Source organism: Pseudomonas fitomaticsae (assembly GCF_021018765.1).
In the GTDB taxonomy this organism is placed as follows: domain Bacteria; phylum Pseudomonadota; class Gammaproteobacteria; order Pseudomonadales; family Pseudomonadaceae; genus Aquipseudomonas; species Aquipseudomonas fitomaticsae.
The window spans coordinates 2489899-2512572 of record NZ_CP075567.1 but is presented as its reverse complement, the minus strand read 5'-3'; the positions used below and the strand labels follow the sequence as shown (position 1 = coordinate 2512572).

37 protein-coding genes are annotated in these 22674 nt (G+C 59.2%); 12 read left to right on the top strand and 25 right to left on the bottom strand.

Translation table 11 applies throughout. The features are described 5' to 3' along the window. Positions 1-39: 39 nt before the first annotated feature. The 14 genes from KJY40_RS11435 to KJY40_RS11370 all read right to left on the bottom strand — a co-directional run bounded on the left by KJY40_RS11435 (position 40) and on the right by KJY40_RS11370 (position 9499). Positions 40-438 carry a phage tail terminator-like protein gene (locus tag KJY40_RS11435; protein WP_230736859.1) on the bottom strand — a complete coding sequence of 133 codons (399 nt, stop codon included), beginning with the start codon at positions 436-438 and terminating at the stop codon, positions 40-42. Continuing rightward, positions 435-821, bottom strand: a complete 387-nt coding sequence (locus tag KJY40_RS11430) for an HK97 gp10 family phage protein (RefSeq protein WP_230736858.1) — start codon at positions 819-821, stop codon at positions 435-437. The genes KJY40_RS11435 and KJY40_RS11430 overlap by 4 nt, the downstream gene beginning before the upstream one ends. Before the next feature lie 3 nt (positions 822-824). Then, entirely contained in the window at positions 825-1208 is a 384-nt protein-coding gene (locus tag KJY40_RS11425) for a glutamate 5-kinase (RefSeq protein ID WP_230736856.1), read from the bottom strand. A 2-nt stretch (positions 1209-1210) separates the two neighbouring features. Further along, positions 1211-1588 carry a hypothetical protein gene (locus tag KJY40_RS11420; RefSeq protein WP_230736854.1) on the bottom strand — a complete coding sequence of 126 codons (378 nt, stop codon included), beginning with the start codon at positions 1586-1588 and terminating at the stop codon, positions 1211-1213. A gap of 3 nt (positions 1589-1591) precedes the next feature. Next, positions 1592-2155 carry a HeH/LEM domain-containing protein gene (locus tag KJY40_RS11415; protein WP_230736852.1) on the bottom strand — a complete coding sequence of 188 codons (564 nt, stop codon included), beginning with the start codon at positions 2153-2155 and terminating at the stop codon, positions 1592-1594. A 44-nt stretch (positions 2156-2199) separates the two neighbouring features. Continuing rightward, positions 2200-3153, bottom strand: coding sequence for a major capsid protein (locus KJY40_RS11410; RefSeq protein ID WP_230736849.1), 954 nt, complete (start codon positions 3151-3153; stop codon positions 2200-2202). A 17-nt stretch (positions 3154-3170) separates the two neighbouring features. Then, positions 3171-3917 carry a DUF6651 domain-containing protein gene (locus tag KJY40_RS11405; protein WP_230736847.1) on the bottom strand — a complete coding sequence of 249 codons (747 nt, stop codon included), beginning with the start codon at positions 3915-3917 and terminating at the stop codon, positions 3171-3173. A gap of 104 nt (positions 3918-4021) precedes the next feature. Continuing rightward, on the bottom strand, positions 4022-5080 hold the full coding sequence (locus KJY40_RS11400) for a phage minor head protein (RefSeq protein ID WP_230736845.1): 1059 nt from the start codon (positions 5078-5080) through the stop codon (positions 4022-4024). Positions 5081-5083: 3 nt separating this feature from the next. Beyond that, positions 5084-6463 (bottom strand): DUF4055 domain-containing protein, encoded by a 1380-nt coding sequence (locus KJY40_RS11395; protein ID WP_230736843.1) that lies wholly within the window; start codon positions 6461-6463, stop codon positions 5084-5086. A 2-nt stretch (positions 6464-6465) separates the two neighbouring features. Next, positions 6466-7953: a terminase gene (locus tag KJY40_RS11390; protein ID WP_230736841.1), complete on the bottom strand. Its 1488-nt coding sequence runs from the start codon at positions 7951-7953 to the stop codon at positions 6466-6468. A 1-nt stretch (position 7954) separates the two neighbouring features. Then, complete coding sequence (locus KJY40_RS11385; protein ID WP_230736839.1) at positions 7955-8479, bottom strand: hypothetical protein; 525 nt, start codon at positions 8477-8479, stop codon at positions 7955-7957. Positions 8480-8488: 9 nt separating this feature from the next. After that, positions 8489-8926, bottom strand: coding sequence for an Ntn hydrolase family protein (locus tag KJY40_RS11380; protein ID WP_230736837.1), 438 nt, complete (start codon positions 8924-8926; stop codon positions 8489-8491). Further along, positions 8923-9114: a hypothetical protein gene (locus tag KJY40_RS11375; protein WP_230736835.1), complete on the bottom strand. Its 192-nt coding sequence runs from the start codon at positions 9112-9114 to the stop codon at positions 8923-8925. The genes KJY40_RS11380 and KJY40_RS11375 overlap by 4 nt, the downstream gene beginning before the upstream one ends. 52 nt (positions 9115-9166) lie before the next feature. After that, a complete protein-coding gene (locus KJY40_RS11370; RefSeq protein ID WP_085747314.1) occupies positions 9167-9499 on the bottom strand; it encodes a phage holin, lambda family in 333 nt (110 codons plus the stop codon). Positions 9500-9693: 194 nt separating this feature from the next. Between KJY40_RS11370 and KJY40_RS11365 the strand changes: the two genes are divergently transcribed. Continuing rightward, positions 9694-9891 (top strand): hypothetical protein, encoded by a 198-nt coding sequence (locus KJY40_RS11365; RefSeq protein ID WP_230736832.1) that lies wholly within the window; start codon positions 9694-9696, stop codon positions 9889-9891. A 2-nt stretch (positions 9892-9893) separates the two neighbouring features. On the opposite strand, the gene KJY40_RS11360 is transcribed toward KJY40_RS11365, so the two are convergent. The 11 genes from KJY40_RS11360 to KJY40_RS11310 form a co-directional block, all read right to left on the bottom strand. Continuing rightward, positions 9894-10877, bottom strand: coding sequence for a phage tail tip fiber protein (locus KJY40_RS11360; RefSeq protein WP_230736829.1), 984 nt, complete (start codon positions 10875-10877; stop codon positions 9894-9896). Positions 10878-11132: 255 nt separating this feature from the next. After that, positions 11133-11297, bottom strand: a complete 165-nt coding sequence (locus tag KJY40_RS11355) for a hypothetical protein (RefSeq protein WP_230736828.1) — start codon at positions 11295-11297, stop codon at positions 11133-11135. A 151-nt stretch (positions 11298-11448) separates the two neighbouring features. Then, positions 11449-12129 carry a hypothetical protein gene (locus KJY40_RS11350; RefSeq protein ID WP_230736826.1) on the bottom strand — a complete coding sequence of 227 codons (681 nt, stop codon included), beginning with the start codon at positions 12127-12129 and terminating at the stop codon, positions 11449-11451. Beyond that, positions 12126-12731 carry a recombination protein NinG gene (locus KJY40_RS11345; RefSeq protein WP_230736824.1) on the bottom strand — a complete coding sequence of 202 codons (606 nt, stop codon included), beginning with the start codon at positions 12729-12731 and terminating at the stop codon, positions 12126-12128. The genes KJY40_RS11350 and KJY40_RS11345 overlap by 4 nt, the downstream gene beginning before the upstream one ends. After that, positions 12728-13198, bottom strand: coding sequence for a hypothetical protein (locus KJY40_RS11340; RefSeq protein WP_230736822.1), 471 nt, complete (start codon positions 13196-13198; stop codon positions 12728-12730). The genes KJY40_RS11345 and KJY40_RS11340 overlap by 4 nt, the downstream gene beginning before the upstream one ends. Beyond that, positions 13195-13572, bottom strand: coding sequence for a hypothetical protein (locus KJY40_RS11335; RefSeq protein WP_230736820.1), 378 nt, complete (start codon positions 13570-13572; stop codon positions 13195-13197). Before KJY40_RS11335 ends, KJY40_RS11340 begins: the two co-directional genes overlap by 4 nt. Before the next feature lies 1 nt (position 13573). Further along, entirely contained in the window at positions 13574-14368 is a 795-nt protein-coding gene (locus tag KJY40_RS11330) for an ATP-binding protein (RefSeq protein ID WP_230736818.1), read from the bottom strand. Beyond that, positions 14358-15140: a Pyocin large subunit-like protein gene (locus tag KJY40_RS11325; protein ID WP_230736816.1), complete on the bottom strand. Its 783-nt coding sequence runs from the start codon at positions 15138-15140 to the stop codon at positions 14358-14360. The genes KJY40_RS11330 and KJY40_RS11325 overlap by 11 nt, the downstream gene beginning before the upstream one ends. Continuing rightward, complete coding sequence (locus tag KJY40_RS11320) at positions 15140-15940, bottom strand: phage antirepressor protein (RefSeq protein WP_230736814.1); 801 nt, start codon at positions 15938-15940, stop codon at positions 15140-15142. Before KJY40_RS11320 ends, KJY40_RS11325 begins: the two co-directional genes overlap by 1 nt. Before the next feature lie 320 nt (positions 15941-16260). Beyond that, on the bottom strand, positions 16261-16461 hold the full coding sequence (locus KJY40_RS11315) for a hypothetical protein (protein ID WP_039012569.1): 201 nt from the start codon (positions 16459-16461) through the stop codon (positions 16261-16263). Between the two features lie 29 nt (positions 16462-16490). Beyond that, complete coding sequence (locus KJY40_RS11310) at positions 16491-16730, bottom strand: helix-turn-helix domain-containing protein (protein ID WP_064588255.1); 240 nt, start codon at positions 16728-16730, stop codon at positions 16491-16493. Between the two features lie 83 nt (positions 16731-16813). On the opposite strand from KJY40_RS11310, the gene KJY40_RS11305 reads away from it, so the two are divergent. The 11 genes from KJY40_RS11305 (at position 16814) to KJY40_RS11260 (ending at position 22672) form a co-directional block, all read left to right on the top strand. Beyond that, positions 16814-17551 (top strand): LexA family transcriptional regulator, encoded by a 738-nt coding sequence (locus KJY40_RS11305; RefSeq protein ID WP_230737675.1) that lies wholly within the window; start codon positions 16814-16816, stop codon positions 17549-17551. Positions 17552-17646: 95 nt separating this feature from the next. Then, on the top strand, positions 17647-17919 hold the full coding sequence (locus tag KJY40_RS11300) for a hypothetical protein (RefSeq protein ID WP_230736812.1): 273 nt from the start codon (positions 17647-17649) through the stop codon (positions 17917-17919). After that, positions 17916-18407, top strand: a complete 492-nt coding sequence (locus KJY40_RS11295; RefSeq protein WP_230736810.1) for a hypothetical protein — start codon at positions 17916-17918, stop codon at positions 18405-18407. Before KJY40_RS11300 ends, KJY40_RS11295 begins: the two co-directional genes overlap by 4 nt. 480 nt (positions 18408-18887) lie before the next feature. Beyond that, complete coding sequence (locus KJY40_RS11290; protein ID WP_230736807.1) at positions 18888-19172, top strand: hypothetical protein; 285 nt, start codon at positions 18888-18890, stop codon at positions 19170-19172. A 702-nt stretch (positions 19173-19874) separates the two neighbouring features. Beyond that, positions 19875-20186, top strand: a complete 312-nt coding sequence (locus KJY40_RS11285) for a hypothetical protein (RefSeq protein WP_230736805.1) — start codon at positions 19875-19877, stop codon at positions 20184-20186. Positions 20187-20207: 21 nt separating this feature from the next. Then, the gene (locus tag KJY40_RS11280; RefSeq protein WP_230736803.1) at positions 20208-20384 is read left to right on the top strand and encodes a hypothetical protein; all 177 of its coding nucleotides are present in this window, start codon (positions 20208-20210) and stop codon (positions 20382-20384) included. Between the two features lie 23 nt (positions 20385-20407). After that, complete coding sequence (locus tag KJY40_RS11275) at positions 20408-20833, top strand: hypothetical protein (protein ID WP_230736801.1); 426 nt, start codon at positions 20408-20410, stop codon at positions 20831-20833. Then, positions 20830-21045: a hypothetical protein gene (locus tag KJY40_RS11270; RefSeq protein ID WP_230736799.1), complete on the top strand. Its 216-nt coding sequence runs from the start codon at positions 20830-20832 to the stop codon at positions 21043-21045. The genes KJY40_RS11275 and KJY40_RS11270 overlap by 4 nt, the downstream gene beginning before the upstream one ends. Further along, positions 21042-21236 carry a hypothetical protein gene (locus KJY40_RS11265; RefSeq protein WP_230736797.1) on the top strand — a complete coding sequence of 65 codons (195 nt, stop codon included), beginning with the start codon at positions 21042-21044 and terminating at the stop codon, positions 21234-21236. Before KJY40_RS11270 ends, KJY40_RS11265 begins: the two co-directional genes overlap by 4 nt. After that, complete coding sequence (locus KJY40_RS29605) at positions 21233-21358, top strand: hypothetical protein (protein ID WP_264302539.1); 126 nt, start codon at positions 21233-21235, stop codon at positions 21356-21358. Before KJY40_RS11265 ends, KJY40_RS29605 begins: the two co-directional genes overlap by 4 nt. Before the next feature lie 156 nt (positions 21359-21514). Next, positions 21515-22672, top strand: a complete 1158-nt coding sequence (locus KJY40_RS11260; RefSeq protein ID WP_230736796.1) for a hypothetical protein — start codon at positions 21515-21517, stop codon at positions 22670-22672. The last annotated feature ends 2 nt before the right edge of the window (positions 22673-22674 follow it).

Here is a 22674-nt window from a genome sequence, read left to right as displayed (position 1 = left end):
CTTGCTGGTTTTTGAGTGCTGGAACCCAATCGCTAGCGATCAGATCGCTCGATAGGGAATCTGGATATTTACCTGATACCAGCCAAGACCATCAACGCCCACGGTATTGGTCGACACAGCAAAACAGTCGAAACCGTCTTGGCTGAAGAACTGGAAGTGTTGGACGAGAGTGTCGGCCGCCTTGGTGATGGCGAGCGTGCCGGTGTAGGTCTTGACGAACAACTGAATGATGATGACGCCAGTTCTGCGAACGCATGGCGTCAGGCCGATCTCGGGCGCGCTGGACAGGCCCGGCACGTCCGCCAGCCTGGCCCATATCTCCTTGCCGGCAGGATCGAACGGCTTTGGCGGGTTTGGATAATCAACGCTAGCCGCCGGGATACCGGTCCATTGCGTCATGCGCGTGGTGACGATGCTGCGGATCTGCTCGAAGGTCATTGGCTGGCCCTCGACACGCTATTGAATGCTGCGCCGAACATGCCGACCGGTGCCTGTTTCGAGTAGCCATCTTCAAGGCGCTCGATGTAGGGCAAGTTGTTTTGCAGATAAACAACCGTGTACGGCTCAAGCCCGCTCAGACGCGAGACTCCCTCCATGATTGTGGCCCCGCCCGCCTTGTCGTAGCTATCCAGCACCTGATAAACCGGTGAGCCGATGCTCACGATGGTATTTGCCCTTGCGCGCCCGGTATCAACCGGCATCCGCATGGTCACCTCGTTGAGCAACTGAATCGCGATCGTCCTGATCTTCTTCGAAAGGTCCTGCTCTACCGCCCCCATAAAAAGACTCGGGGGAATGCTCCATCCTCTGCCTCGGGCCATAGGTCACCTCCTCAGCTGTATCTGGTAGGTGGCGGATGCGGGATCTACTTGCACGCCCTTGACCAAGTAGCTGACGCTCTTCGTTCGGTCGGCCAAGTCGGTTACCGTGACCGTGTGACCCTCGGCTGGTCGGTCTGTGACCTCGTTGGTCAGCGCGACCAGCTGCAAGTCGCCCGACAGGATGTTGATATTGTCGATGCGCCGGGTTTCATACTTGGCCAGCACACCGCGACCGGTGTAAGTCACGGTAACGGCCGTTGTCTCTTCGGTGACTGGGTCATAGACGCCCGCCCCCTGATATGTGCCAGCGAATGCCGATACGGCATCAGCCAGTTTTCCATCGAAGGCCTTGGCCAGCTTGGTCTGAAGCTTTTCCTGTAGACCCATGCTCAGCCCCTCACCATCGGAATGGAGTTGGTGCCGGCGGTCCAGGGGTAGATCAGCGCCAGAGCGAAGTTCTCGCCAGAGGACAGCGCGACAGAGCCTTGGACGTAGGTCTCGCTGACCGATGTTCCGGAGGTTGCCGATACCGTCTCGCTGACCGTCTCGCGGTCGGTGGCCTTGTACAGATCGCCCGTCGAGGCAATCTTTGCAACTTGGGCACCGGCCTGTTTGATCTCGGCCGGTACTTCGGCGGGAACAGGACGCTTAATCTTGCTGGTCAACCAGGCGTTGGCCTGCATCACAGACACAACCGGATCACCGGCACCCGCCCAGCCCGACCCCAGCAATTCGTCGACGTCTGCAACAGTGATGAAGTCGGTCATGGGTTACTCCGCAGGAATCAGGGCTTTCAGATCTTCGAGGCTTGCGACCTCGCCGAACTCGACACCCTTCTCGGCAAGCAGAGCCTTGACCTTGACAGTCTCGCGTGTCATTTCCAGCAACGCAGCCAGGTCCGGCTTGCTGGCCTTCGCGTCGAACTGAACACCAAGCTCGGTCAGCGCAGCGCGGATCTCGTCGACCTTCATCTTGCCGTTGTCTGCCTGGGCAAGAACAGCGGCGGCGATTTCTTCGGCGGAACTGCGCGATGCGTAGCCAGCTGGCGGGTAATTGGCGGCCAAGTAGCCGACAGCCACGAATTCCTCGACTGTCGGGCCGTCGTCACGCAAGCCACCTTCAGACCACGACAGGCCTTCGGGCTCATCGATCAAGCCGAACTTTTCGGCGTAGGCCTTCGGCGCCATGCCTGTCACGCCATCGCAATCTTCGAGGCCAGCATCGTCGCTATAAACGAGCGGGTTGCGAATGCTCAGGCCGTCGGCTTGGGCTTGAGCCTTCTGATCGGCACTGGCCACCCCCGGAACGAACCACAAAATTTTTTTCTTGATCATGAATACCTCGAAGGCGCCGAGCGCACCCGGCGCCTGTCAGTGGGTTACAGGGATTTGACCAGGACGCCAGCGGTATCCTTGTTGGAGGTCGCCACCTTGTCCCAGTTGGTGGCGGTGCCAAGCGCAACGTCGGTAGGCGACTTGCCGCCGGCGGCGGTGTCCCATGCGTAGCCTTTAACGCCAACGTTGTAGGTCCACTCGGCCTGGTAGGTGGTTTTGATGTTCTCGCCGCCCACGGTGTCCTGCAGAACGGCATGAAAGTCGCCGTTTGGCTGAACAATCGCCGCACCTTCGACCAGGCCGAGGGTGTTGTAGGTCGGGGTTGCGCCAGGGTTGATCAGCGCGTCGGAGTCGGTCACCACGAACAGGCGACCGAAGGCGTCACGCATCACGTTCACGGTGCCGTAGGAGAACAGTTGCTCAGCGTTGGTCAGTGCGTTGTCGTACAGCTCGTGCAGGGTCGTCGAGTGCAGCACCCACGCGCGCAGGGAGCCAGCACGGTCGCCGAACTTGGCTGCGCCTTTGTTCAGGACGCGGAAGGTTGGCGCAGCAGCCGAACCATCATGAACGACGGCAGCGTTACCCGAGGTCGCGGCGACCAGGGCGCGGATACCGGCGTTGAGCTGATCTTGCACCTGGGCGACGGCCAACTGCTCGCCAATCTTGATGGCGGCCAGTTCGGGGTTCTGGAGAATCCAGGTGTACTGCTGCTTTTCGAACTCGACCGGCGGAGTGCCGGCCGCGACCTTAACGGACACGTTCAGCAGGTGCTCCAACCGCTTGGCGGACACAGCGCCGGTGCCATAGGCGTTGCGGCGACGGACCAGGCCGGCGATTTGCTTGAAGGATGCGTCCATCGAGAAGTCACCCTGATTCTGACCAGTAGCCAGTACCAAGGTGCCGCCAGAGGCTGCGTTGAAAAGCTGAACCTGCTGATCCACAACCTCGGTCATGGCGGAGTAGGTTTGTTTGTTGAATACCTGAAGGTCGAATGGCATAGAGCCCTCTCAGAAGTTTATTGCGCCTGCGATTGAGCCCACGCCACTTTCTCGGCGTCGGTTTTGCAATCTGCGAGCTTTTTTGGGGTTTGGGCGTTGCCGCCACCACCGTTCTGAGCGCCGCCGCCGTTGGCGTTGGAACTCTTCAGGATGTGGTCGCGGTGCGGGTATTGAGAAACAAGGGTTTCAAGCGACTCGTTGAAGTCGGCCAGCTCACCCGGGCGGGCTTTGCTGTAAATCTTCTGGCCCTGGGCGTCATAGGCGACGACCTTGCCTTCCTCGATTTTGAAGTTGCTGCCGAAGGTGGCCTGCACCATGTCAGCCGGGACAGCCATCTTTTCGGTGATGTACTTGGAGCGAGAGAAACTGCCGCCGATCTTCTCGGCATACAGCTGCTGCTCCAGGGTCTGCGACTTGCCGTTGGCTTCGTCCAGCTGAGCCTGATAGCCCTTACTGATTTCTGCCTTCACGCGCTCGATTTCGCCGGCATCCACCAGCTTTTTTGCATCGAGATTGGCGACAGTTTCCAGCGCCTTGCGGGCCGCAGCAGGGTCGGCGATACCTTCGAAGGTCTTTACCAGATCCTCGGCAGTCTCGGCGCGAGTACGGTGCGACCTGGCTTCGGCGTTCAGGCGGGTGATGGTGTCGCGAGTGCCAACGGCATCGAAAGCGATGTCCTTGCCGTCGTCACCGATGAATACGGGCTTCCCATCCAGGACTTCCGCGTATTGCTTGCCATCCACTTCAACGATCTTGAGTTTCATTGTTTCTCCTAGCAGGCCATCCGGCCCAGTGCGCCCCGCTCATCCGAACAGACAGGCAATAAAAAGCCCCGGCGTGTGCCAGAGCTGAATGATTTGGTTTATGGCTACAGGCCGGCTCGAGCGAATGCCTCGGGCACCATCTGCCGGAGCTGGTCCAGCGTGCGCGGCTTGAAGTTGTTGCCGATCTGAAGTTCAGAAAACTGCTCGGGCGTCATGCCGCCATCGCGGAACAGTTTTGCCCGAGACTTCCCGATGACCGTATCTTGAAAGGCGGCAGGCTGCGTCTTGATCCACTCGTAATAGGAGGTGTCGGCCTTGACCTGGCCGTTCATGCTCGAACGGTCAGCCAGGGTGCCCAGCGAAGGAGCATCCTTGAGGATCAGAATAAAGCTGGTCCGGCAGCGGACGTGAAACGGCGGCCGCGGCCCCTCATCCAGCGCGTACTCGGTGCCGTCAGCTGCCCGGCAATAAGCGGTCGTGCGTCCATCCAGCGTGGCGATGATCTTCACGCCCTTCAGGATGTCGCTGTTCTGCTTGGCGAACTGATTGCGCGCCTGCCCCGCAACGTGCTGGATGGCCGTGCGCGTTACTGCATCGGCGTTGCGCGCGGTGATCGCCAGCAGGCCGTCGGCGTACTTCAGATCCTTTGTGCCGCGCAGCGTGCGCACGATCTCAGCGTTGGTCCTACCCTCGAACCATCCTTGGCGAATCGCACCGATGACCCGTGTTCGCTCGGACTTGCTCCAATCCTCGATGAATGGTGTCAGCAGCTTGCCGCCGTCCGCGCCCTTCACGCCCAATGGCGACTTGAAGGCCGCTGTCTTGAGTGTGGAGAGCGCTGGGATGGTCGAGGTGTAATTGGGCAGCGCAGCAGCAATCAAAGCCGCCTCTGCGCCAGCCTGCCATGAAGCAATGACAGGAAGATCAAGCTGCATCTGGTCGGTGTACTCGGTCAGGATGCCATCCAGCGCCTCATCCACCTGTTTGAGCATCCCCTCAAGGCGGGCGCGCTTGAAGTCGGTCAGCTCGGCCTTCCCAAGCTGCTCCCGTAGCGATTGATCGATCCGCTTGAGGAATGGCGCGAACTTCTCGACCTCGCTGGACTTGAGGCTTTCGAGCAGGACCGCGTTGCGGATCGTGTCGCTGATCTGGTCGCTGCCCATGGGTTAATCGTCCAGGCTCACGCCTTTTGTAGGTTGAGTTTGGATGCGAGCAAATTCAGCCGCCCAATCCAGTTCATCACTGATGACGCCACGGCGCTGCATTTCGGAGTACAGAGCTTCGTCGCTGAGCTTTCCGGAGTTGGCCATGCTGATCAGGTTCGGCAGGGACACTTCTGGAGCGAAATCGCTGTCGAAGTTGCCGCGCATTTCGACGTGACCACCATCACCCAGGCTGCCGTAATCAGACAGGATCTGGAGCAACTGTGCGATGCAGTCGGCGAACTGGCCGGCCAGACGAGCCAGCGGTGACAATTCCTGCGCCGCTTCCTCGTTGGCCTGTGCCGCCGTCTTCACGGCCTGCTTGTCCTTCTGGAGCAGCTTCGCTCCAGCCATACGCATGTCATCAACCAGATCTTTCAGCGAATCGCGGCCGGCGGTGATTGCCGCCCCGGTGTGCTCGACATACTTGGCGTTGCCATCCTTCGGCATGCGGGTCGCGCTGGCCGAGCTGATGGTCAGTTGAAATTCTTCGTTGTCGGTGAACACGAACAGTAGCGGAACCCGGGCAACGTGCAGCAAGTTGTCCTGATCGCTCTGCGACTGCCAGTGCTTGACGTTCAGATGAGCCAGCTCCAGCAATGGCGGCTTAGCCGTCATCGGTCCGGTTCGACCTGTGTAGAAGGTCACCCATGGGATGTAGTCGAGACTGGTCGATCCTTGATCCTGCTTCTCCCAAGCCCCGCCCTTATCCGCCTTTCGGTAGGTGCGCCAGCTGCCCGGCTCCAGCACGCGGATTTGATCCACGCACTTGACGCCGAAATCACCGTCGGCGACTTCGACCGACTCCATGTAGCGAACCTGCATCAGTTTGCCGCCGTCGAATCGCCAGCCGAGCACCTGGCCCGGCTTGATGATCACAGCGTAAGGGCGAACCCCGGCCGCTTGTTCCTCGGCGACGGTCTTGTACAGCTTGTTGCCTTCAGCATCGCGAGTCGGCTGATGCTCGATCATCGCGTGACACAAGCCCTTGGCCAGCGCCTCGCGGAACCACTCGACCGACCACGAATTGAGATCATTGCCGCCCAGATCGATGTCAGTACTGAGCACCTTGATCGGCTCGGGCACATCCTCGCCCAGCTGCAAAGGCTCCGCGAATACGCGGGAAGTGCTGCTGGCCACCGTCTCGGCGTAGGCTGGGAGCAGCGTGGATAGCTTCAAGCGTTCGGCATAGGTATCGTCTTTTTCTGCCGGGTACTGAGGCAGCAAGGTCTTGCCAACCGCACGCATGGCCTGAGTCCCGCCCATCAGCGGATCGACAATGGCCCAATACTCTCGCATGCGGTCTACCGCCGGGAGCTTGATGCTCGGGTCGTCGTTGCTCATGGTCAAATTCTCAGGTCTTGGGTTTGAGTTGGTGCTGGCTTGCGCTTGGTCATGGAGACAGCGAAGTAACGGAAGGCGTCAGCGCCGTGCGAGGTGCTGTCATGCAGCGGCTTGTCTTTCCAGCAGCCGTGTTTGTCGTCCCACTCCTTGCGGTATGCCTCAAGGTGGGTGATGCCTTCGCTGCACTTGGATTCATCAAACACGCAGCGCGGCAGGATCTCCCGAGCCGCTTCAATACCAGTGTCTACGCCGGTCTTCGGCACAACCTGGAACTTCAGGCTGTATTTCACACCGTCGATCTCGTAGCCCTCCTTGGCGATGTCCTTGCGACTCTTGGCATCGCTGCCGAACTCGCGGTTCTCGATGTCGTGCGGCCCCCAGTGCTCGGAGTAGGTGTAACCCTTGTCCTTGAGCACCTTCATGTAGTGGCGCAGGCCCTCGCCTGAGTTCTCGTAGTAATCGATGACGTGAAACTCTTCGCCAACCTGGCGCACGAACCAGATAGCCGTGGAGTCGCCGACGCCGATGTCCCAGAAGGTCATCACCGGCAGATGGCTGTTGTTCGGTATCGCGCCGATGCGCTGAGCGGCATACAGCTTGATGAACTGCTGGGCGTAGTAGGCGCCCTCGATCGACTGCTGGAAGGCTTCGGCCGGTAGAGACGGGTATTCCCGCTTCATGTCGTCGCCGAGGGTCTTCTCCTTGGCGGCGTACCAGGCTCGCTGGCCGGGGTTTGTATCGATGCCATGCTTGGCAAACAACTCGTTGAAATAGTCGGTCAGGCGCTGCGGGATGACCGCCTCGGCCGGATCGAGCCAGTAGGCCTTGTTCTTCCACCAGCTGAAGAAGAAAAACTTCCAATCCAGCTTGCCGAGCGGCGTGCCAGACAGAAGCTGCTTCTCGGCGCTCTGTGAGTAGTCGAAGAAGTAGCCGGCCCGGCCCTCTGCCGTGGATTCGATCGTGACAAAGCAGTCAGTGGCCACCGCCTCAAAGGCGCCGGTGACGATCTCGCGAGCCTTGTGCGGAAACTTGGCGCAGATCTTCCCGAACTCGGAGACGTGCAGGTAACGCAGCGTGCCGCCACGGAAGGACGTGCTGACGTAAAGCGAACCGCCTTTGCTGAACACCAGCTCGCCGGCAGCGTCGTTGCTCGCCGGATTGGCAGCTCGGATCTCTTTCGGCAGGTTGTCGTAGGCGTACTTCACCTTCTCCCTGAACAGGCGCTTGGCGTCGTTCAGGGTGTGGGCGATCAGCGCGCACTTGGCCGACTCGAACAGAGCGGCGTCGAGCTGGATGATGCAGCACTCAGTGGTGAAGCCAAGCTGCCGGGCCTTCAGGATGATGTTCCGGGTATGCATCCCGTCGAAGTATTCAATCTGTTCGTCCGTCATCCGGAAGCGGACTTTCTTGCCCTGCTTGTCGGTGATGAAGTAGAGATTGTTCAACCGCCAACGCTTGTCCCGGAGCAGCTTCATGTGCTCGGGCTTCATGTCAGGCGTCCTTCGATAATTCGTCCATCATCGCGGCCAGGGTGTCGACTGTCTTGTCGCCCTCTTCCGTGTCGAGGTTGTAGGCCTGGCGTTCGCCCTTGATCACCTTGAGCTGAGCGTCCACGCCTGCGTTGAGCGATCGGGAGAAGTCGCCGATGTTGTCTTCGGTCACTTTGATGTCTTGGAGAGCATCGCGGAGCTTGTTCGAGATCGAGCGCCACTGCGCCAGACCCGCACGGTGGGCCAGCACCACAGACGCCGCCTCGGTAGCTGCCTCCTCGACAATCTGCGCATCTTCACGCACATCGCGCTGCGTGACGTCACTGCGTGAAGCTTCGCGTGAAAGCTTTCCTTTCGTCGCGGTGCGTACCTGCTCAGAGAGGTCACGCAACCATCCATGCTTCTTTGCTCTGCTGCGTATCGTGCCTTCGTTGGTGTCGTACTTATCAGCGATGGCACGCAGGGAAAGCGAACCGGCCCGGTAGGCTCGTTCGATCGCCTCCCAGTCGGGTTGCTTGGTTGTCATGGGGAATCCTTAGTCTTTCGCAGGAGCGATGGTCAGTGTTCGCACCTTCCCGCCCGTGTAGATGTCTCGCTTCATGGCAGCGCGTACTGCACCCTCTGCGCTAGCACCCATATCCATTGCAGCAAGGGCATAAGGGGCACCACTGCCAATGGCGTCTGGGTTGGACGGGTCGAGCTCCTGCTTCCAGATACCCGTCTTGTCGTCATGACCGACCATCAGCAGCTTGCCGCCATCGACGACATAGCCCGAGCATTCCACGGGGACTGGCGAGGAAGTACCGAAGTAGGCCGCGATCAGGGCCTTCTCGTCACACACAGCACCCGCCAGCAAGAAGCTGACCCCATCAACGACCGCGCACTTAGAGCAATCATCTGAAACGATTGCCCCGTCCCGCGTCTGGCGAGAGTCGTAGGCGATCACGCCGTCTTTGTAGGCTATGGTCGTCATTTGCTCACCATGTTGTGGGTCTGTGCGTGGGCGTGCCCGTGCAGCTCGGCGACGATCAAGCCCTGAGGCAGGCCGGCAGCCTTGGCGACGTCGATGGCCTTGGCAATAGCGCTATCCAGCTCGGTCAGAGCTTTGTTGATGTCCTGACTCATTGGGATCGCGTGGTGCAGTCTGGTTACGCTGGGCATGCTCACTCCGGTGTCGCGACACAATTTGCTGATTCGCGAAACGTGTCGCGACTTACTCGGCCTTCCGACTCGGCAACTTGAAGTCAGTCACCCGATCCGCAATGTTGCGGATCTTCTCCACGCCCAGGAAGCCAACCCAGCCGCCGGCAAAGGTGGCCATGCTCTGAGGCAGTCCGAAAAAGTCCAGGCCGCTGATGATGGTCAGGGTCAGGCCGCCGCAGATGGCGCCTTCCACCAGCATCTGGCGACGGGTTCCGCCACCGTAAGTGATCCGCAAAACGGCCATCGCGCAGGACAGCGCAGCCGCATAGAGGATCGGCGAATGCTGGCTCAACCACGCAAGCGCTATCGCCCATGTGTCTGGTTTGTCTGGCATGTTTGGCATCTCGGTTCCTCCCCGTCAGGGAGTCAGGAATGTGGCAGGCCGTGACCTGCAGATTGAATCAGCTCCAACAGCACTCCCAGCTCGGAGCAATGGGTGTGGGGAGCCGAAAACGAAAAAGCCCGCATGGTGGCGGGCCTGTGATTAGAGCTACTATCGAAATTCCACTTAAGATTCAGCTCTAAAAAGGAAAACTCATGAGCGAAAAATGGAAATTGGTACATGTGACACTTGGCAATCTGAATCACGGCCTCTGCCAGCCAGCAATCACTGTAATTGGGCCATCTCAAGCGACAACCACGTTTCACCCGAAAGCTCCGGACAATATTGACTCGTTGACCGTCGCGGAGCTCAAGGCATGGGCTCTCTCGGAATGGACCAAGGCCAACGCGTGACTTCAAAGGCTGGAGTTTTTCTCCAGCCTTTCCAATCGGTCTGCAAGCAGACGCTGTGCCAGGTCAAGATTCGTGAACTCCGAATAGCGTTCAAGCACCAAGCGATCCAGTCTTGCTTTCAATGCATCAAGCCGTTCAGAAATGGCGCGATTCTCAGCACCTTGCTTGACTTTGACTTCCTCGATCGCGCTCAACAGATCCTTGCCGAGCCGGGTCTCACTTATCTTTGCGGCCATGGAGTCGAGCATTGAGCTGACACCTCCCGCCTTCAACGCATCACCAAGCTGCGAGTCACGCTCAGCAGGACGGTTGATTACATAGCGATCAGCGCTCACCAGGAACTGCGAGGGAAAACCGAGGCCGATACCAGCCGCGACGTACTTACCGTCTTGCGTGACCTGCATCTTCACCGACCAATTACTGGCGATCTTGGCGCGGGCGATCGTGCTGTCCTTGATGAACGCCTCGTTCAGGTAGGTCGTACCATCGACAACGATGAAAGGCTTCGCAGGATGCTCGGCAGAGCCGTGCTCAGGCTCTGGTGCGGCGATGTTGCCAAGCCGGTACCGAAGAACGCCGTTATGAAAGACGGAAGTAACTCCGTCTTCGTATTTGATCTGGGTTCCGGCGTTTTTCGCCTTCTCAAGGCGATCGGCCAGCTCCTCTTCGGTTTCGAGGCGCGAGTAGCTGAGGAACAGGTGCGAGCTGAACGATTCATCGCCGTAGCTCGCATCAAACTCTTCAAACTCCGCAGCGTGCCGGTATTCCTCCGGCACCTTTTGCAGTTCGGCCTCCATGAACTGGACCAGGTTGGCGGCATTCTTGGGCAGGTCGTACTTGCTGTAGCTGGCGATCTCTACCGACACCATCTGACGCTCGGGCGCTTTGCTCGCACTGCCAAGGGTGCAGGAGTTGAATTCGTACTCGCCGGTTTGCTTGTTTGCCTTCCAGCCGGAGACACCCGGCACATAGTCGTGGCTTTGCATCGAATGCTCCAGAGACGAAAAAGCCCCTGCGAATGCAGAGGCCCTGAATAGGTGCGCGCGTCTTTCCGCGCTGTCCGCCAAAGGCCTTCTCAACGTCGACGCCCCTTTGCATCGATCTCGCTGATCCAGTCTCGCGCCATCCCGAAAGCAATGTGAGGTCAGGGTGCGCGGGCTGCCGGCGTTGTTTCCGTACGTCGCACTATCCGGCTATCGACGTCCAGGCCTTCCCGAGGGCTGTCCTGGCTACAGGTAAAACTACAGATTCTTTTTGTGGATGCGCCAACCCAAGGCGACACCGGGGTGCAGATACTCGCCGGTGCGCGGATGGCGCGAGAAGTCGGTCTCGCCAACTTGGCGTGCGACCGCCTCCCATGCCGTTCTGGCGCGCTCCAGCAGATTGCTTTTGGCTTTCAGCTTCACGCGCACCTCCAGAAGGTTGAATTCGAGGCAATAAAAAACCCGGCGCGGTGGCCGGGTTTCGTTTGTCACTCCTCGATACGCGCAGGAATGACAGGATGGGTGAATAATGCGACATGGCGACATGACATTGCAAGCCCTTTGAGAGACTATTTCATGCCGCCTCGCTTTCCAGCACTCCGACTGCTTCAAGCATGTGTTGCGCCTCGACCAGAGCCTCGTTCACAAGCGACTCCAAGCCATCCTTGATGGCCTTGTTCCAGCGCTGGTAAGTGCGCTCTGTAAGTCCTTGGGAATCCCAGTTCGTCATGTCGTAGTTCGAATCGGCCAGAACGATCATCTCACCGGGCTTGTCCTCTGCTACGGCGCGCGCGTGCTTATTGGCCCGGGCAACGTCAGCGTCTGCAGCCGCGTTGCGCCAATCCCACTGCCCCGCTTCCTTGTTCTCCCGGTGCTGCGGCGCCTTGATCTGGATTACCGCTCGCTGGATGCCCTTCAACTGTTGAGGTACCGCCCAAACCAGAACGGCCTGCTGAGTGAAGCGCTGCGGTGCCGGCGTCTTCACCACGGCGACCAACCGGCCGATGGAATCGATCTTGCGTCCACGGTGCGTGCTGTACTTCGCCACCAGGGCATTCCAGTGCCGCGGGGCGAGTTGGGCATGCAGAAGCTTGTGGACGATGCAGTCAGCCAGTAGCGCAGCATCCTTCCCGGATATCTCACCCTTGAGCTTGCTGGCCTGCACCCGGGGCTCGACATTGCATCCGCCGGCGCTGTTGATGGTCTCGGCCGCCAAAGCACGAACGACCGCCGAAATTACGTTGTGGTAGATCATGCTGCGTGCCCCTTTTTCAGTTCGCGTGTCTTGGCCCGGTACTCAGCCTTGATGGTTTTGATTTCTTCCACGGTGTACTTGCGGGGCTCATGAGGCCCCTCAAGCCAGGCCACGGTTTCGGCGCCGATGCGCTGCACCAGCCGGATCCGGTACTCGACTGCATTGCCGGACAGGTTGCGGTTGCACTTCACGCACTGGCGGTGGATGTTCAGCGGCTCGAAGCGCAGCTCCGGGCAGGCGCCGACAGATCGGTAGTGGCCAGCGTCCCAGCGGCTGCCGGTCATCAGGTCGCTGTCGTTCGGCATAGAGTCGCAGCTGATGCACGGCAGGTGCGCGTCACGCAGGCGGACGTACTCGTTCACGGCGGCCTGGGCCTCGCGCAGGTGATCCGCCCTGCTCTTCAGCTTCTCCTTGCGTACCTTGATCTCACGGCGGTCGAGCTGGGCGATGGCTTTGCGGGCCTTGTCCTGATTCTTCGGCGCATCGATCAGTGCGCATGCCGGGCTGCATACCGCCTGCCCCATCCGCGATGGGACGAATGAGGCCCTGCAGGTAGCAACGCGGCATTTCTTCGGTTTGGGCTGCTTCCGTTCGATCGTCATGCGGCCTCCTGGCTCAGCAGATCATCGAAGTACACGCCCTCTGGAGCGAATCGCGCGACGATGCGGTCGGTGTAGGCAATGCCCTGGGCGCGGCTGAAGAGGCTAGTCACCGGGAAACCGTCCGGCCCGAACAGATGGCAGCCGCCCATCATGGCCAGCTTCGTCTCGTACGGCAGGTGACGCATCACCCGGTACCACTCGGCCTGAAACCCGGCATCCTCGTTCAGCAGGATCTGCACGCCAACGTGTAGCTTGCAGTACCGGCGGGCGTCGGCCTCATCGCCGATCTGGGTCATCTCGGAGATCCGCTTGTACATCGCAAACCACAACCGGTTCTGGTCGAGCGTGCGGTCCTTGCCCGGGCGCAGCGACACCACGACGAACTTCTTGTCGCGGAACATCGCGCTGAGCTTGGTGATCGCCTCGGAGAGCTTGGCCGGGCAGTTGACGCTGATCTTGTCGGTCATGGCTTCACCGCCTTGCTCATCGCGTTATCGACGAGCGCATCGAGGTCTTTGCCAGTCATTCCCGTAGCGTGCGGGCCGATCCACTCAACGACCTCGATGTGACCACTGTGACCGTGCTGAAGCCACCGGTAGCGCTCGGCATCTTTGCGCAGCGCCTCGCAATCCAGCCGTAGGGACTGAATCGCCCTGAAGTTTGCACCGTCGCGCAGCACCTCGTTCTCGGCCAGCAGCTCCAGCGCCACCTCCTCCACGGTCTTCTCCCCGAGGAATTCCTGCAGCGCCTCGGTGTTGCGCTTCCACTCCGCGCAGTCTGCCTTCCAGGCAGCTACCTCGCTCCACAGAAGGGACTGGAGTTTCTGTTTGTCAATGGTCATGTCAGAAACCCTCCTTGCCACGCTGAGATTCCCACTCGAAGGGCAGCACGATCACGCCGCCCTCGCGCAGGCGGTCGACGCAGCGCTCACCCATAGCTGACGGCAATGCCTTCCCGTCCAAGTTTGAAATGATCACCGTAGGGCGCATCTGCTCGTAACGACCGTTGATGATTGCGAACAAGGTCGTCAGCTCGAAATCGCTCGGCGTCTCCTTGCTTACGCCGATTTCATCGAGCACCAGCAGGGATGGACTCACCACTGCGGCGATGATCTGCCCTTCGGTTCGCTCGCTGCCTTGGCGGTAGGTAGCGCGGATCTCATGCAGGATTGAACCGAACGTCCGGTAAACGGCCGTGGAAGCAGTCTTGCGCATGAGTTCGTTGGCGATGGCTACGCCCAAATGGGTCTTGCCCGTGCCTGGCTTGCCCAGCATCAGCAGGCAGCGGCCGGTTTCGGAAATTTCCTCGAACTTGGCCACGTACTTTCGGCACACCCGCAGCGCTTCCTTCTGCCCGGGGGTTTCGACCTGGTATCCATTGAGCGTTTTGCTGGTGAAGCGCTTCGGAATAAGCGCAGCGCCGAGCTTGAGGTGCAGCTCGTAGCGCTCTTGAATCTTCGCGCGCTCGGCCTCGTCTTCCTTGGCGATCCGAATGCACTCTGGGCAGCCGGTCTTGAACACCTTGCCGAAGATCATGTTGATGGTTTGGGGGAATTGGCCGTGATCTGCGCAAATGCCAGTGGTTTGCTGTGGAGCGGGAGCGGTTGACGACATGGCGAGAACGTTTTCAGAGCGCATAGCTGCCGTCCTCTCGCACTTTCAGCCCAGAGGTGTAATCACGATCAGCGAAGCCGGTGTGCCGGGATTGCGGGAACGGGTGCACGTTGCTGGCGATCTTGTCCGGGAAAATCCCGGTCCAGCCGTTCGAGATCGAGGTGGCCAGCACCTGATCAGGTGCGGCATGGCCCAGCAACGCCTTGGCCTGCTGCTCACAGCTCTTGGCGGTCAGCGGCTTGCGGATTTCCTTGCGGTGCTGGCACCAGTCGGCCCACACCTTTTCGGACACGTTCTCGGGCTTGGCAGTGAGCGGATCGAATTTGCCAGACTTCGCCGGTGCGCCAGCACCATGCTTTTGATCTTGCTCTTTCTTCTCTTCTCTTCTCTTCTCTTCTCTGGTCCGCGTTTTGTCCGCATCGCTTGCGGACACATTGCGGACATAGTTGTTTTTGCGGTCGTTACGCTTGCGCTCGCTGTCGTTGGCCCGGCGCTTTGCACTGGCTCCGTTGTGCTCGTCAAAGCGAGGCATTACAAGGCTCCCGTCTTCCTGCACGGACGCCCATTCCACCTCGATCATGGCCTGGGTAAAGCCTGGCCAACCCACCACCGCGTCCATCGCATCGACGCTGTAACCATGCAGCACACCGTCATCGGAATGGGTGTCGAAGATGCTCCACGCAATGTGCAGTCCGCCAATAATCCGAAGTCTGTCCGCTTTCAATGCGGACACCATGCGGAAAACTTTCGGATGCGTCTGAAGGTCGATTCGCATTTTGATCCAGTCCCCGGCCATTACGCGGCCCTCAGTGCTTTGTCGTGGGTGAAAAGCCCGTCCCAAGTCTTCTTCATGGGCAGCTCGCCGGCCAGGTACAGGTCGTAGAGGCGCACCGCGCCCTTCTTGAGCAGGACCGGCGTGAAGGAAACGAACGGCTCGCGGCCGTGGGGAGTGACTTCGTGCTGATGCTCGGTCATGTACTTGTCGCGTGCGTACGAGGCCACACGGAAGCGCAGGCCGGATTTGCTCTCGTTGTAGAGCCAGCTGCGGCCCTCGAGGAATTTGCCCACCTGCATGACGTTGACCCCATTGAGGCCCTTGCAGAACTGGGTATGGGTCATCCCCTCCTTGAATAGGTTTTCCATGGAGTGGATTTTCGAGGCCTGGGCTTCGACCTGAATCGTCAGCTGCAGGCGCTGCTGCTCAGCCTCAAAGGCGAGCTGAATTAGATCCATGCGGGACAGTTCGCGCGGCTGAGACAGGGCATTTATCTTGGAAACGACCGAGCGGCGAACTGCTTTCGATTCCCGCATTGAGATCAGAAGGCAATGATCCCTGGTCAGCATCAACGCCTCAGAGGCTGGGCCGCGCTGATTCCTTACTACGAAAGTTTCGTAGTATTCGCCGTCCAGTTCGTCGCGGCACCGCGCGGTGAAATCATTGCGACGAACCTCGCTTTCGCCAAACTCCTTGCGAGCGGCGTTGACCAGGTCGAGCAAGTCGAAGCTGCTCATTTTTTCACGCGACACGTTTTCACCGATTCCAAATTGTGTCGCGACACTGGCCGGGGTATTGATTGTTGATGTTGTGGTGTGCATATAATTCGTCCCACAGAGATGTTTAAGAGAGCCGGGCTGCAATCCCGGCTTTTTTTCGTCCCGAATTTGGCAGAGGCCCTCTGGATTACCCTGAAGAGTCCCTGCCAGAGGCCCTCATTGGGGTCACCACCAACTGGAGGACTTTTGCCTTCCTCCGCCCTACTGCTGAAGTTGCTCCCTCAGCTACTGCCCCTTCCACGATCTGGTTGAGGCTTTCACCCAAGGTCAAACCGTTGGCCTCCATAAGCGCCAACACCTGTCGTCGAGCCTCCGGCGACAGCCTGTCGATGTCGAAATGCATTTAGGCCTCCATAGGCCCTTCAGCCCGCGATATCTTCTTGTTTGTCCTGCATCAGTTCCTCGATCACACCATTGGCCACAGCCCACTCGATGATTTCGTAGAGATACGTGGCGTGCTGCATACGGGTTTTGGTAGCGGCTTTACGCAGAATCCGATCAAGCACCGGTTCAAATCGAACCTTCACCGGGATGGCGCGCTTTTGGTTGGGATCCATGTACATGCTTCGATGCTCCTGGCTGTTGAAATTGGTTATGCAGCAGATTTCTTTGGATGGGCCTCGGCGAGCAGCCAGGCCGGGTCGAATGGCTTGCCTTTCTTGGCAGCCAGATCGGCAATTTTCTTGGCGTAGTCGGTTTCGCCGGTGTACTCGGTGCGCGGCAACGCGTCCGCCTCGAGCCACTTGTAGATAGCCCGCGGAGTCTTGCCGCAAGCCAGAGCTACAGACGGAACACCACCGGCGTCATCAATCGATTTCTTGAGCGGCCGCATATGGCCTCCGAGTTAAATATGAACTTACGGTACATATTATGTCGGAACTGAAAGTACATGCAAGCGCATGCAACCATGTACCCATGGTTCAAATAGAAGATTTGCGTACCGCGTTCGTGGCACGCCTAAAGAAGGCACTCGCCGAAAAAGGAATCCCCGAATGGGGCGCTGGTGCTCGTCTGGCGAAAATGGCTGGCGTCACACCAAAGGCCACTAGCAAGTGGATGAATGGCGAGTCCATGCCAGGTGGCGCCAAGATGCTCGCTGTGGCCAACGCTCTCGGAGTTCGCGTCGAGTGGCTTGAATACGGTCGCGGGGATATGGTGGAGAGCTCGCCTCCCCCTTCTGCTGACATGCGCATCGCGCCCAGGGGTTTCGAACTTAGGGACGATCCGAATTACACCGGCGTTCTACAGCTCACCGCTCAGGGTTCGACTGGCGAAGGCGACGATAACCCTCACGTTGAGATCCGTGGCGTCATGGCGTTCAAATCGTCCTGGCTGCGGGCGAACAACCTGAACCAGCGTCACCTCGACGTCATTTACGCGAACGGCCACAGCATGGAGCCGACCATCAACGACGGCGACGTGCTGCTGGTGGATGAGTCGAAGATTGAACCTAAAGACGGACAGATCTTCGCCATGCAGAGCGCTACCAAAGGCACGATCGTCAAACGCCTGGTGAAGTCGGATATCGGCGGCTGGATTATCCGCAGCGACAACCCGGACAAAGCGCGCTACGGAGATGAGGCGCTGCGAGACGGCGAAATCAACGAAGTGCGGATCATCGGGCGCGTCGTCTGGCGTGGCGGCATGCTGTAGCGGTCCGCTGGGGAGCATCGCGTTTCAGACTGTTGACATAAGCTGCATGCATTTATCCAGAAAACAATTGAGAAATACACTAGGATGACTTACAGATGAGTTCCTCCAAGGATGAAGGTGCTGATGCCAGTTCCTTAATGAAGGATTTGTCATTGGCTATTGACTCGCTCAAAAGTCTGCTAGAAATGGTCTATGCAAAATCGGAAATTTTGGGCCATTTCTGTGTGATGATGGTTATCATCTGCCCCGTTTACGCTATCTACACGTGGGGCAAAGTTGGAAAACCAGAGCGTGCGGCGGACGAGAAACCGCAGAAGGCTTTGAAAAAGAAGCTTTCTAAGGGCAAAAAGGCCGGAGGTAAAAAATGATGGACTTGACTGTAGCGAGCTTTTTAGCAGCGCTGACTGTCGGGTATTGGGCTTTATGCAGATTCAGATCTGTCGGCTTGAGAGAGAGAGCGTCAGAGGTGGTTACCGAGTTCATCGAAAGGGATGACACCTCAGAAAATGATGCAACGTCTGCGTATGGCGCATATTTCCTGGCAACGAAATGGTGGTTTTTACCCGTCAGTGTCATTTTTTCGATAGTGCTAATCCCCTACATCGCACTTTTCGACAAATCTGGACCCGACGCGAAGCACAGTGACAAGCGGAAGGTGATGGCAAGCTGCATGCTTTTTCACATCGCGCGCAATCCATTGATCTCTGTCGTATGCCTGTCATTGTTGTTTGTTTGGACAACCTTGTTCGTAGTGATCGGAATTTTGACAAGGCGTTTGACCTCTGTACCAACATTCGATCATGTGCTTGATGTGGTCAGCACGCTCAGGCCTGAGCGTAATAGGCACGCTCATTGATCTTTAAGCCCGGCCTAGCGCCGGGCTTCTTGTTTCTGCCCTACCCGATCTGACCCGCAGCCCGCCACTGAGCGGGCTTTTTCATGCCTGCGAGAAAAAATATGTACTTTTGGTACTTGACTCAATGTGAACCATTGGTACATATTTGATCCATCGCAGCGACACACAGCCTCTGCGAAGGGCCTCAAGAGACCCGCCGCTCTTTAACAGTCAGGAATCTTCGCGGATCGATCCCCGGAAACGGGCATAGCGCGAAACACAAATTTCGATCCCCATGCAGGCTCTGGAACCTGCCGGACTCCCCATATGGGAGGACGCCAAACCATGCAAGCCAGCCGGCGAAGAACACCGAACACGAAATGTGTGACGCCGGCCAGGTGGGGAAACCGTGGCGCCGAGCATGGAATGGAAAACAGATTTCACTGGCTGGCCTTGGCGACAGGGCCAGACGGGAAATCAACCGCCCTGGAGGGCAACACGATGAAGCTCTACACCCGAGACGATGGATTGCTTGCCCTCAAGATAGAGCGCCGCGAAGCATGCAAGGCGGCTGGAGTTACCGTGCTCGGCTTCGGCGAGCGTCTGCCGAAGGATGGAATCCTGATCGCTGATTGCCGCCCTCGCGGCTTCGTTGGAGGCCGCGTCCTTGAGCGCGATCCGGCGGCAACGATGCTCTACGTCGGAGGCGTGTTCAAGCCAGAAAAGACCTACTACTTCGAAAGTTTTGAGCGAGCCTTGAAAAAGGCCCAGAGGCTCGTCGCCTGAACAACCAGCTCTACGACAGCCTGTCGTTAACTGACCGATCCTCTCTATGAGAGCGCATCGGGGTGTGATCTGAAATCGGATCGGAGTGCACGTCCAAGTCGCGCCGAAACCCTGAGTGCCCGGACAGGCAGATCACACCCCGATGCGGATGAATGCCCAGGCTGATGGGCAAGTGTAAGACCTGGGGGATCGCGGGAATCGTGGCCGGTAGAGTGAGTAAGCGCCCAGATGGCCACGGCGAGTCCAAGAATATGCGGCTGAAACCTTCGCCCCGGTGAAACTCCGGTGTCACTAAGGCCGCTAATAGTCATGCCGGGATCAGCTCCGGTCATCTGCATTTTTTAAGACTGAGAATGGCGAGCGCCCGCCAAGATGCCAACGGCGCGCACTGGAGGATGACCATCATGAAATAGATGAACTGATCCACCTCGCGCGGCGCGGCAAGCCTGAAGGCCGACGCCCATCCCCATACAGGCAGCGGACAGTAGGCCGTCGATGTCACCGCGCATCGGCCGAAAGCGGTAGGCCACCCCTGCGCACGTCGACAATCTGATGCTGTAAACCCGGTCTGTCGCCAGCAGCGAGACCGGGCCACCTCTCCGACACCACTACGAATGCACTCCCCTACGCGCCCAACGGCAACCAGCGGAGCGGATGAGTGCATCCGAGTTTTGTTGGATCAACCAGTCAATGGAGCCAGTCATGGAAACCAAACATGCGCCCGGGCCGTGGGTTGCAAAGCACCTCTCCGGCAGCAACTTCGCCGTTCAGCGTTTTGAAATCCGCTCTGGCGCCGGTTTGCCGATGCCCATCTTCCAGAAAGATACCTCGGCCATTGACTGCGCTTCTGTGTGCCTTTCTCCGCATGACGCCAACTTGATCGCCGCCGCGCCCGAGCTGCTGGAGAGCCTGAGCAATCTGGTCGGCCTCGCAAGACTCGGCGCCGCGAACCTAGGCAAGTACCACGCAGCCCTGGCTAACGCCGAGGCGATCATTGCCAGAGCCAACGCCTAACCCCAAACACTGGAGGTCGCCATGAGCGACAAGCAATGCGAAGCCAATCATAGCTGGCGTCGTGTAAGCCAGCGACGTGGCGATCCTGGCGCAGTAAACGGAAGCGTCCATTACAGCTATCTGGAGTGCAGGGAGTGCGGTGAAGAAGACCATAGTCACCCGAATCCTGAGTTCTACGCATGTGAGCCTGAAGATTAAAACCCGCCGCTCTGGAGGCAATCATGAACGCAGCACTGAAACTCTGTCAGGCCAACTTCGACGCCCAGTTGCCGCAGCCGGTGAGCGACGTGACGGAAGATGCAGCTCGGACGGAATGGTTGTTCAACGCCGCCGAAGAGTTGTCACGCGGTGGCGAGGTCAAGTTCCAGCGCCGTATGCACGCTGTGCAGGGCGTGAGCGGCAAGGAGTTCGCTCTGGCGGTTGATGAGCATGTAAACGGCCGGCTGGCTGGCTGCGATATCGAAACCGCGTCGCTCGGCCACCTGGTGATCGCCGCGAAGCGCGGACAGGCCGACAAGGTCGCCGCCGACGAGTTGCTGGGCCATAGCGAGCATCCGCTCGGAATGCTTGGGGAGATTGCCGAGGCGCTGCTGAAGCCACTGGTTGAGGATGCGCTGATCGCCCTGGCCGAGGACAACGAACTATGAGCAATCAGGTAGCACTGGCCCGGCTGGGCCTTGAAATCGCGAAGATGCGCAAGTCGTGCACACCAGTGCCGGATCGCACCTTCGTCATGGGCATGATCGAAATGGCGGAGTTCGCTCAGATCATCGATGCCCGAGCTGCCAACCGTTATCGCGATGCACTGGATGCCAAGTTCGTCGAGCGCAACGCTGAACTCAAGAGGGCTGCCGCATGACCGCGCCAATCGTGACAACGCTGGTTGATGAACAACTGGCCGATATCGAACGCAAGATCGCGATCCTCGGCTTCGGTCTGCCATTCAACGAGGTGATCGGCCGCAAGCGCGAGGATCTGGTTCAGGATCTGCCGCAGCGCTTGTCGGTGACGATGAAAGGCGGCCGCATCGCCGCGAGGGTTCGGCCATGAAGATCATGTTCTGGGTTCTTGCCGGAGGCCTGCTGCTGATCATGGCCGGCTACAACGTGGCGCGCGATTCTTCCAGTACCTGCCAGCCTCCGCAGTCCACCACCTACCGGGTTTTCCGATGACCTCCCGGCAGCTGGCACGCCGCACACTGATCTGGCGCGGCTCATTCTCCGCCATCGGCGTCTTCACCTTCCTGATGCTGCTCAGCGCCCTCGCCGACCGCATCACTCAATAAACCAAGCATTCAATCGCTGCGCTGGGCGCGGCAAGGATTCCCCATGTCCGCACAACAGCAAGTGATCAAGATCGACGACATCAGCGCCGAGAACGCACCAGCCATTTACGTTGCCGGTGGCCTGGGCCAATTCTTCGACGCGGTGCAGGCGGAAGTCACCGCCGAAGTGCCAGACCTGACGACTCGCAAGGGTCGCGAGCGCATCGCCTCCTTGGCCGCCAAGGTCAGCAAGTCGAAGACTGCCGTCGAAAAGCCCGGTCGAGACTACCTGAAGCGCCTGAAGGAAATGCCGAAGGTGGTGGAGGCCGAGCTGCGCGACTTCGTCAACAAAATGGACGCGCTGCGTGATGCCACTCGCCAGCCGCTGACAGACTGGGAGCAGAAAGAACTGGCCCGGACTGATGCGCACGTCGACGCGATCCAGCGCATCAAGGATCTGGCCATCTTCGACGAGGCACCGACATCCGGACACCTCGCCAGTGTCATTGCCGATCTCGAACTGCTCGAAATCGACGATAGCTGGGAAGAGTTCTTGGCAGAAGCTGCCCAGGTGAAAGATCAGACGCTGATCAAACTGCGCGGCCTGCACGCCGAGCGAGCGAGGTACGAAGCCGAGCAGGCCGAACTGATCCGGTTGCGCGCCGAAGCCGAAGCACAGGCGCAGCGCGACCGTGACGCGCAGATCGCCCGGGAAGCTGAAGAGCGTGCGCGCCGCGAGGCTGAACAGCGCGCACAGGCCGAACGAGACGCTGCTGCCCGCCGTGAACAGGAGTTGCTTGATCAGGCTGCCGCCGCGCAGCGTGCTGCCGAGCAAGCTGCCCGCGATGCAGAGGCACAGGCCGAACGTCAGCGCCTCCAGCTTGAGCAGCAGGCCGAGCAGGCTCGACTGGCTGCAGAGCAGGCGGAATCGAATCGCATCGCCGCCGAGCAACTCGCTGAGCAGGAGCGCCAAGCCGCAGTGAAGCGTGCCGAGCAAGCTGCCGAGCAAGCCCGGATCGAAGAGCGCCGCCGCGCTGATGCGGCCGCAGCTGAAATCGTTCGCCAGCAAGAGGCCAGGGAGCGCGACGAATCGCACCGTCGTGCAATCAATCGTGCCGCCTTGGAAGCGTTCATCGCCGGCGGCATGCCTGAGGAGTGCGCAAAGCAGGCAATCACCCTGATCGCCCAGCGCAAGATCCCCGCCATTTCAATCAACTACTGAGG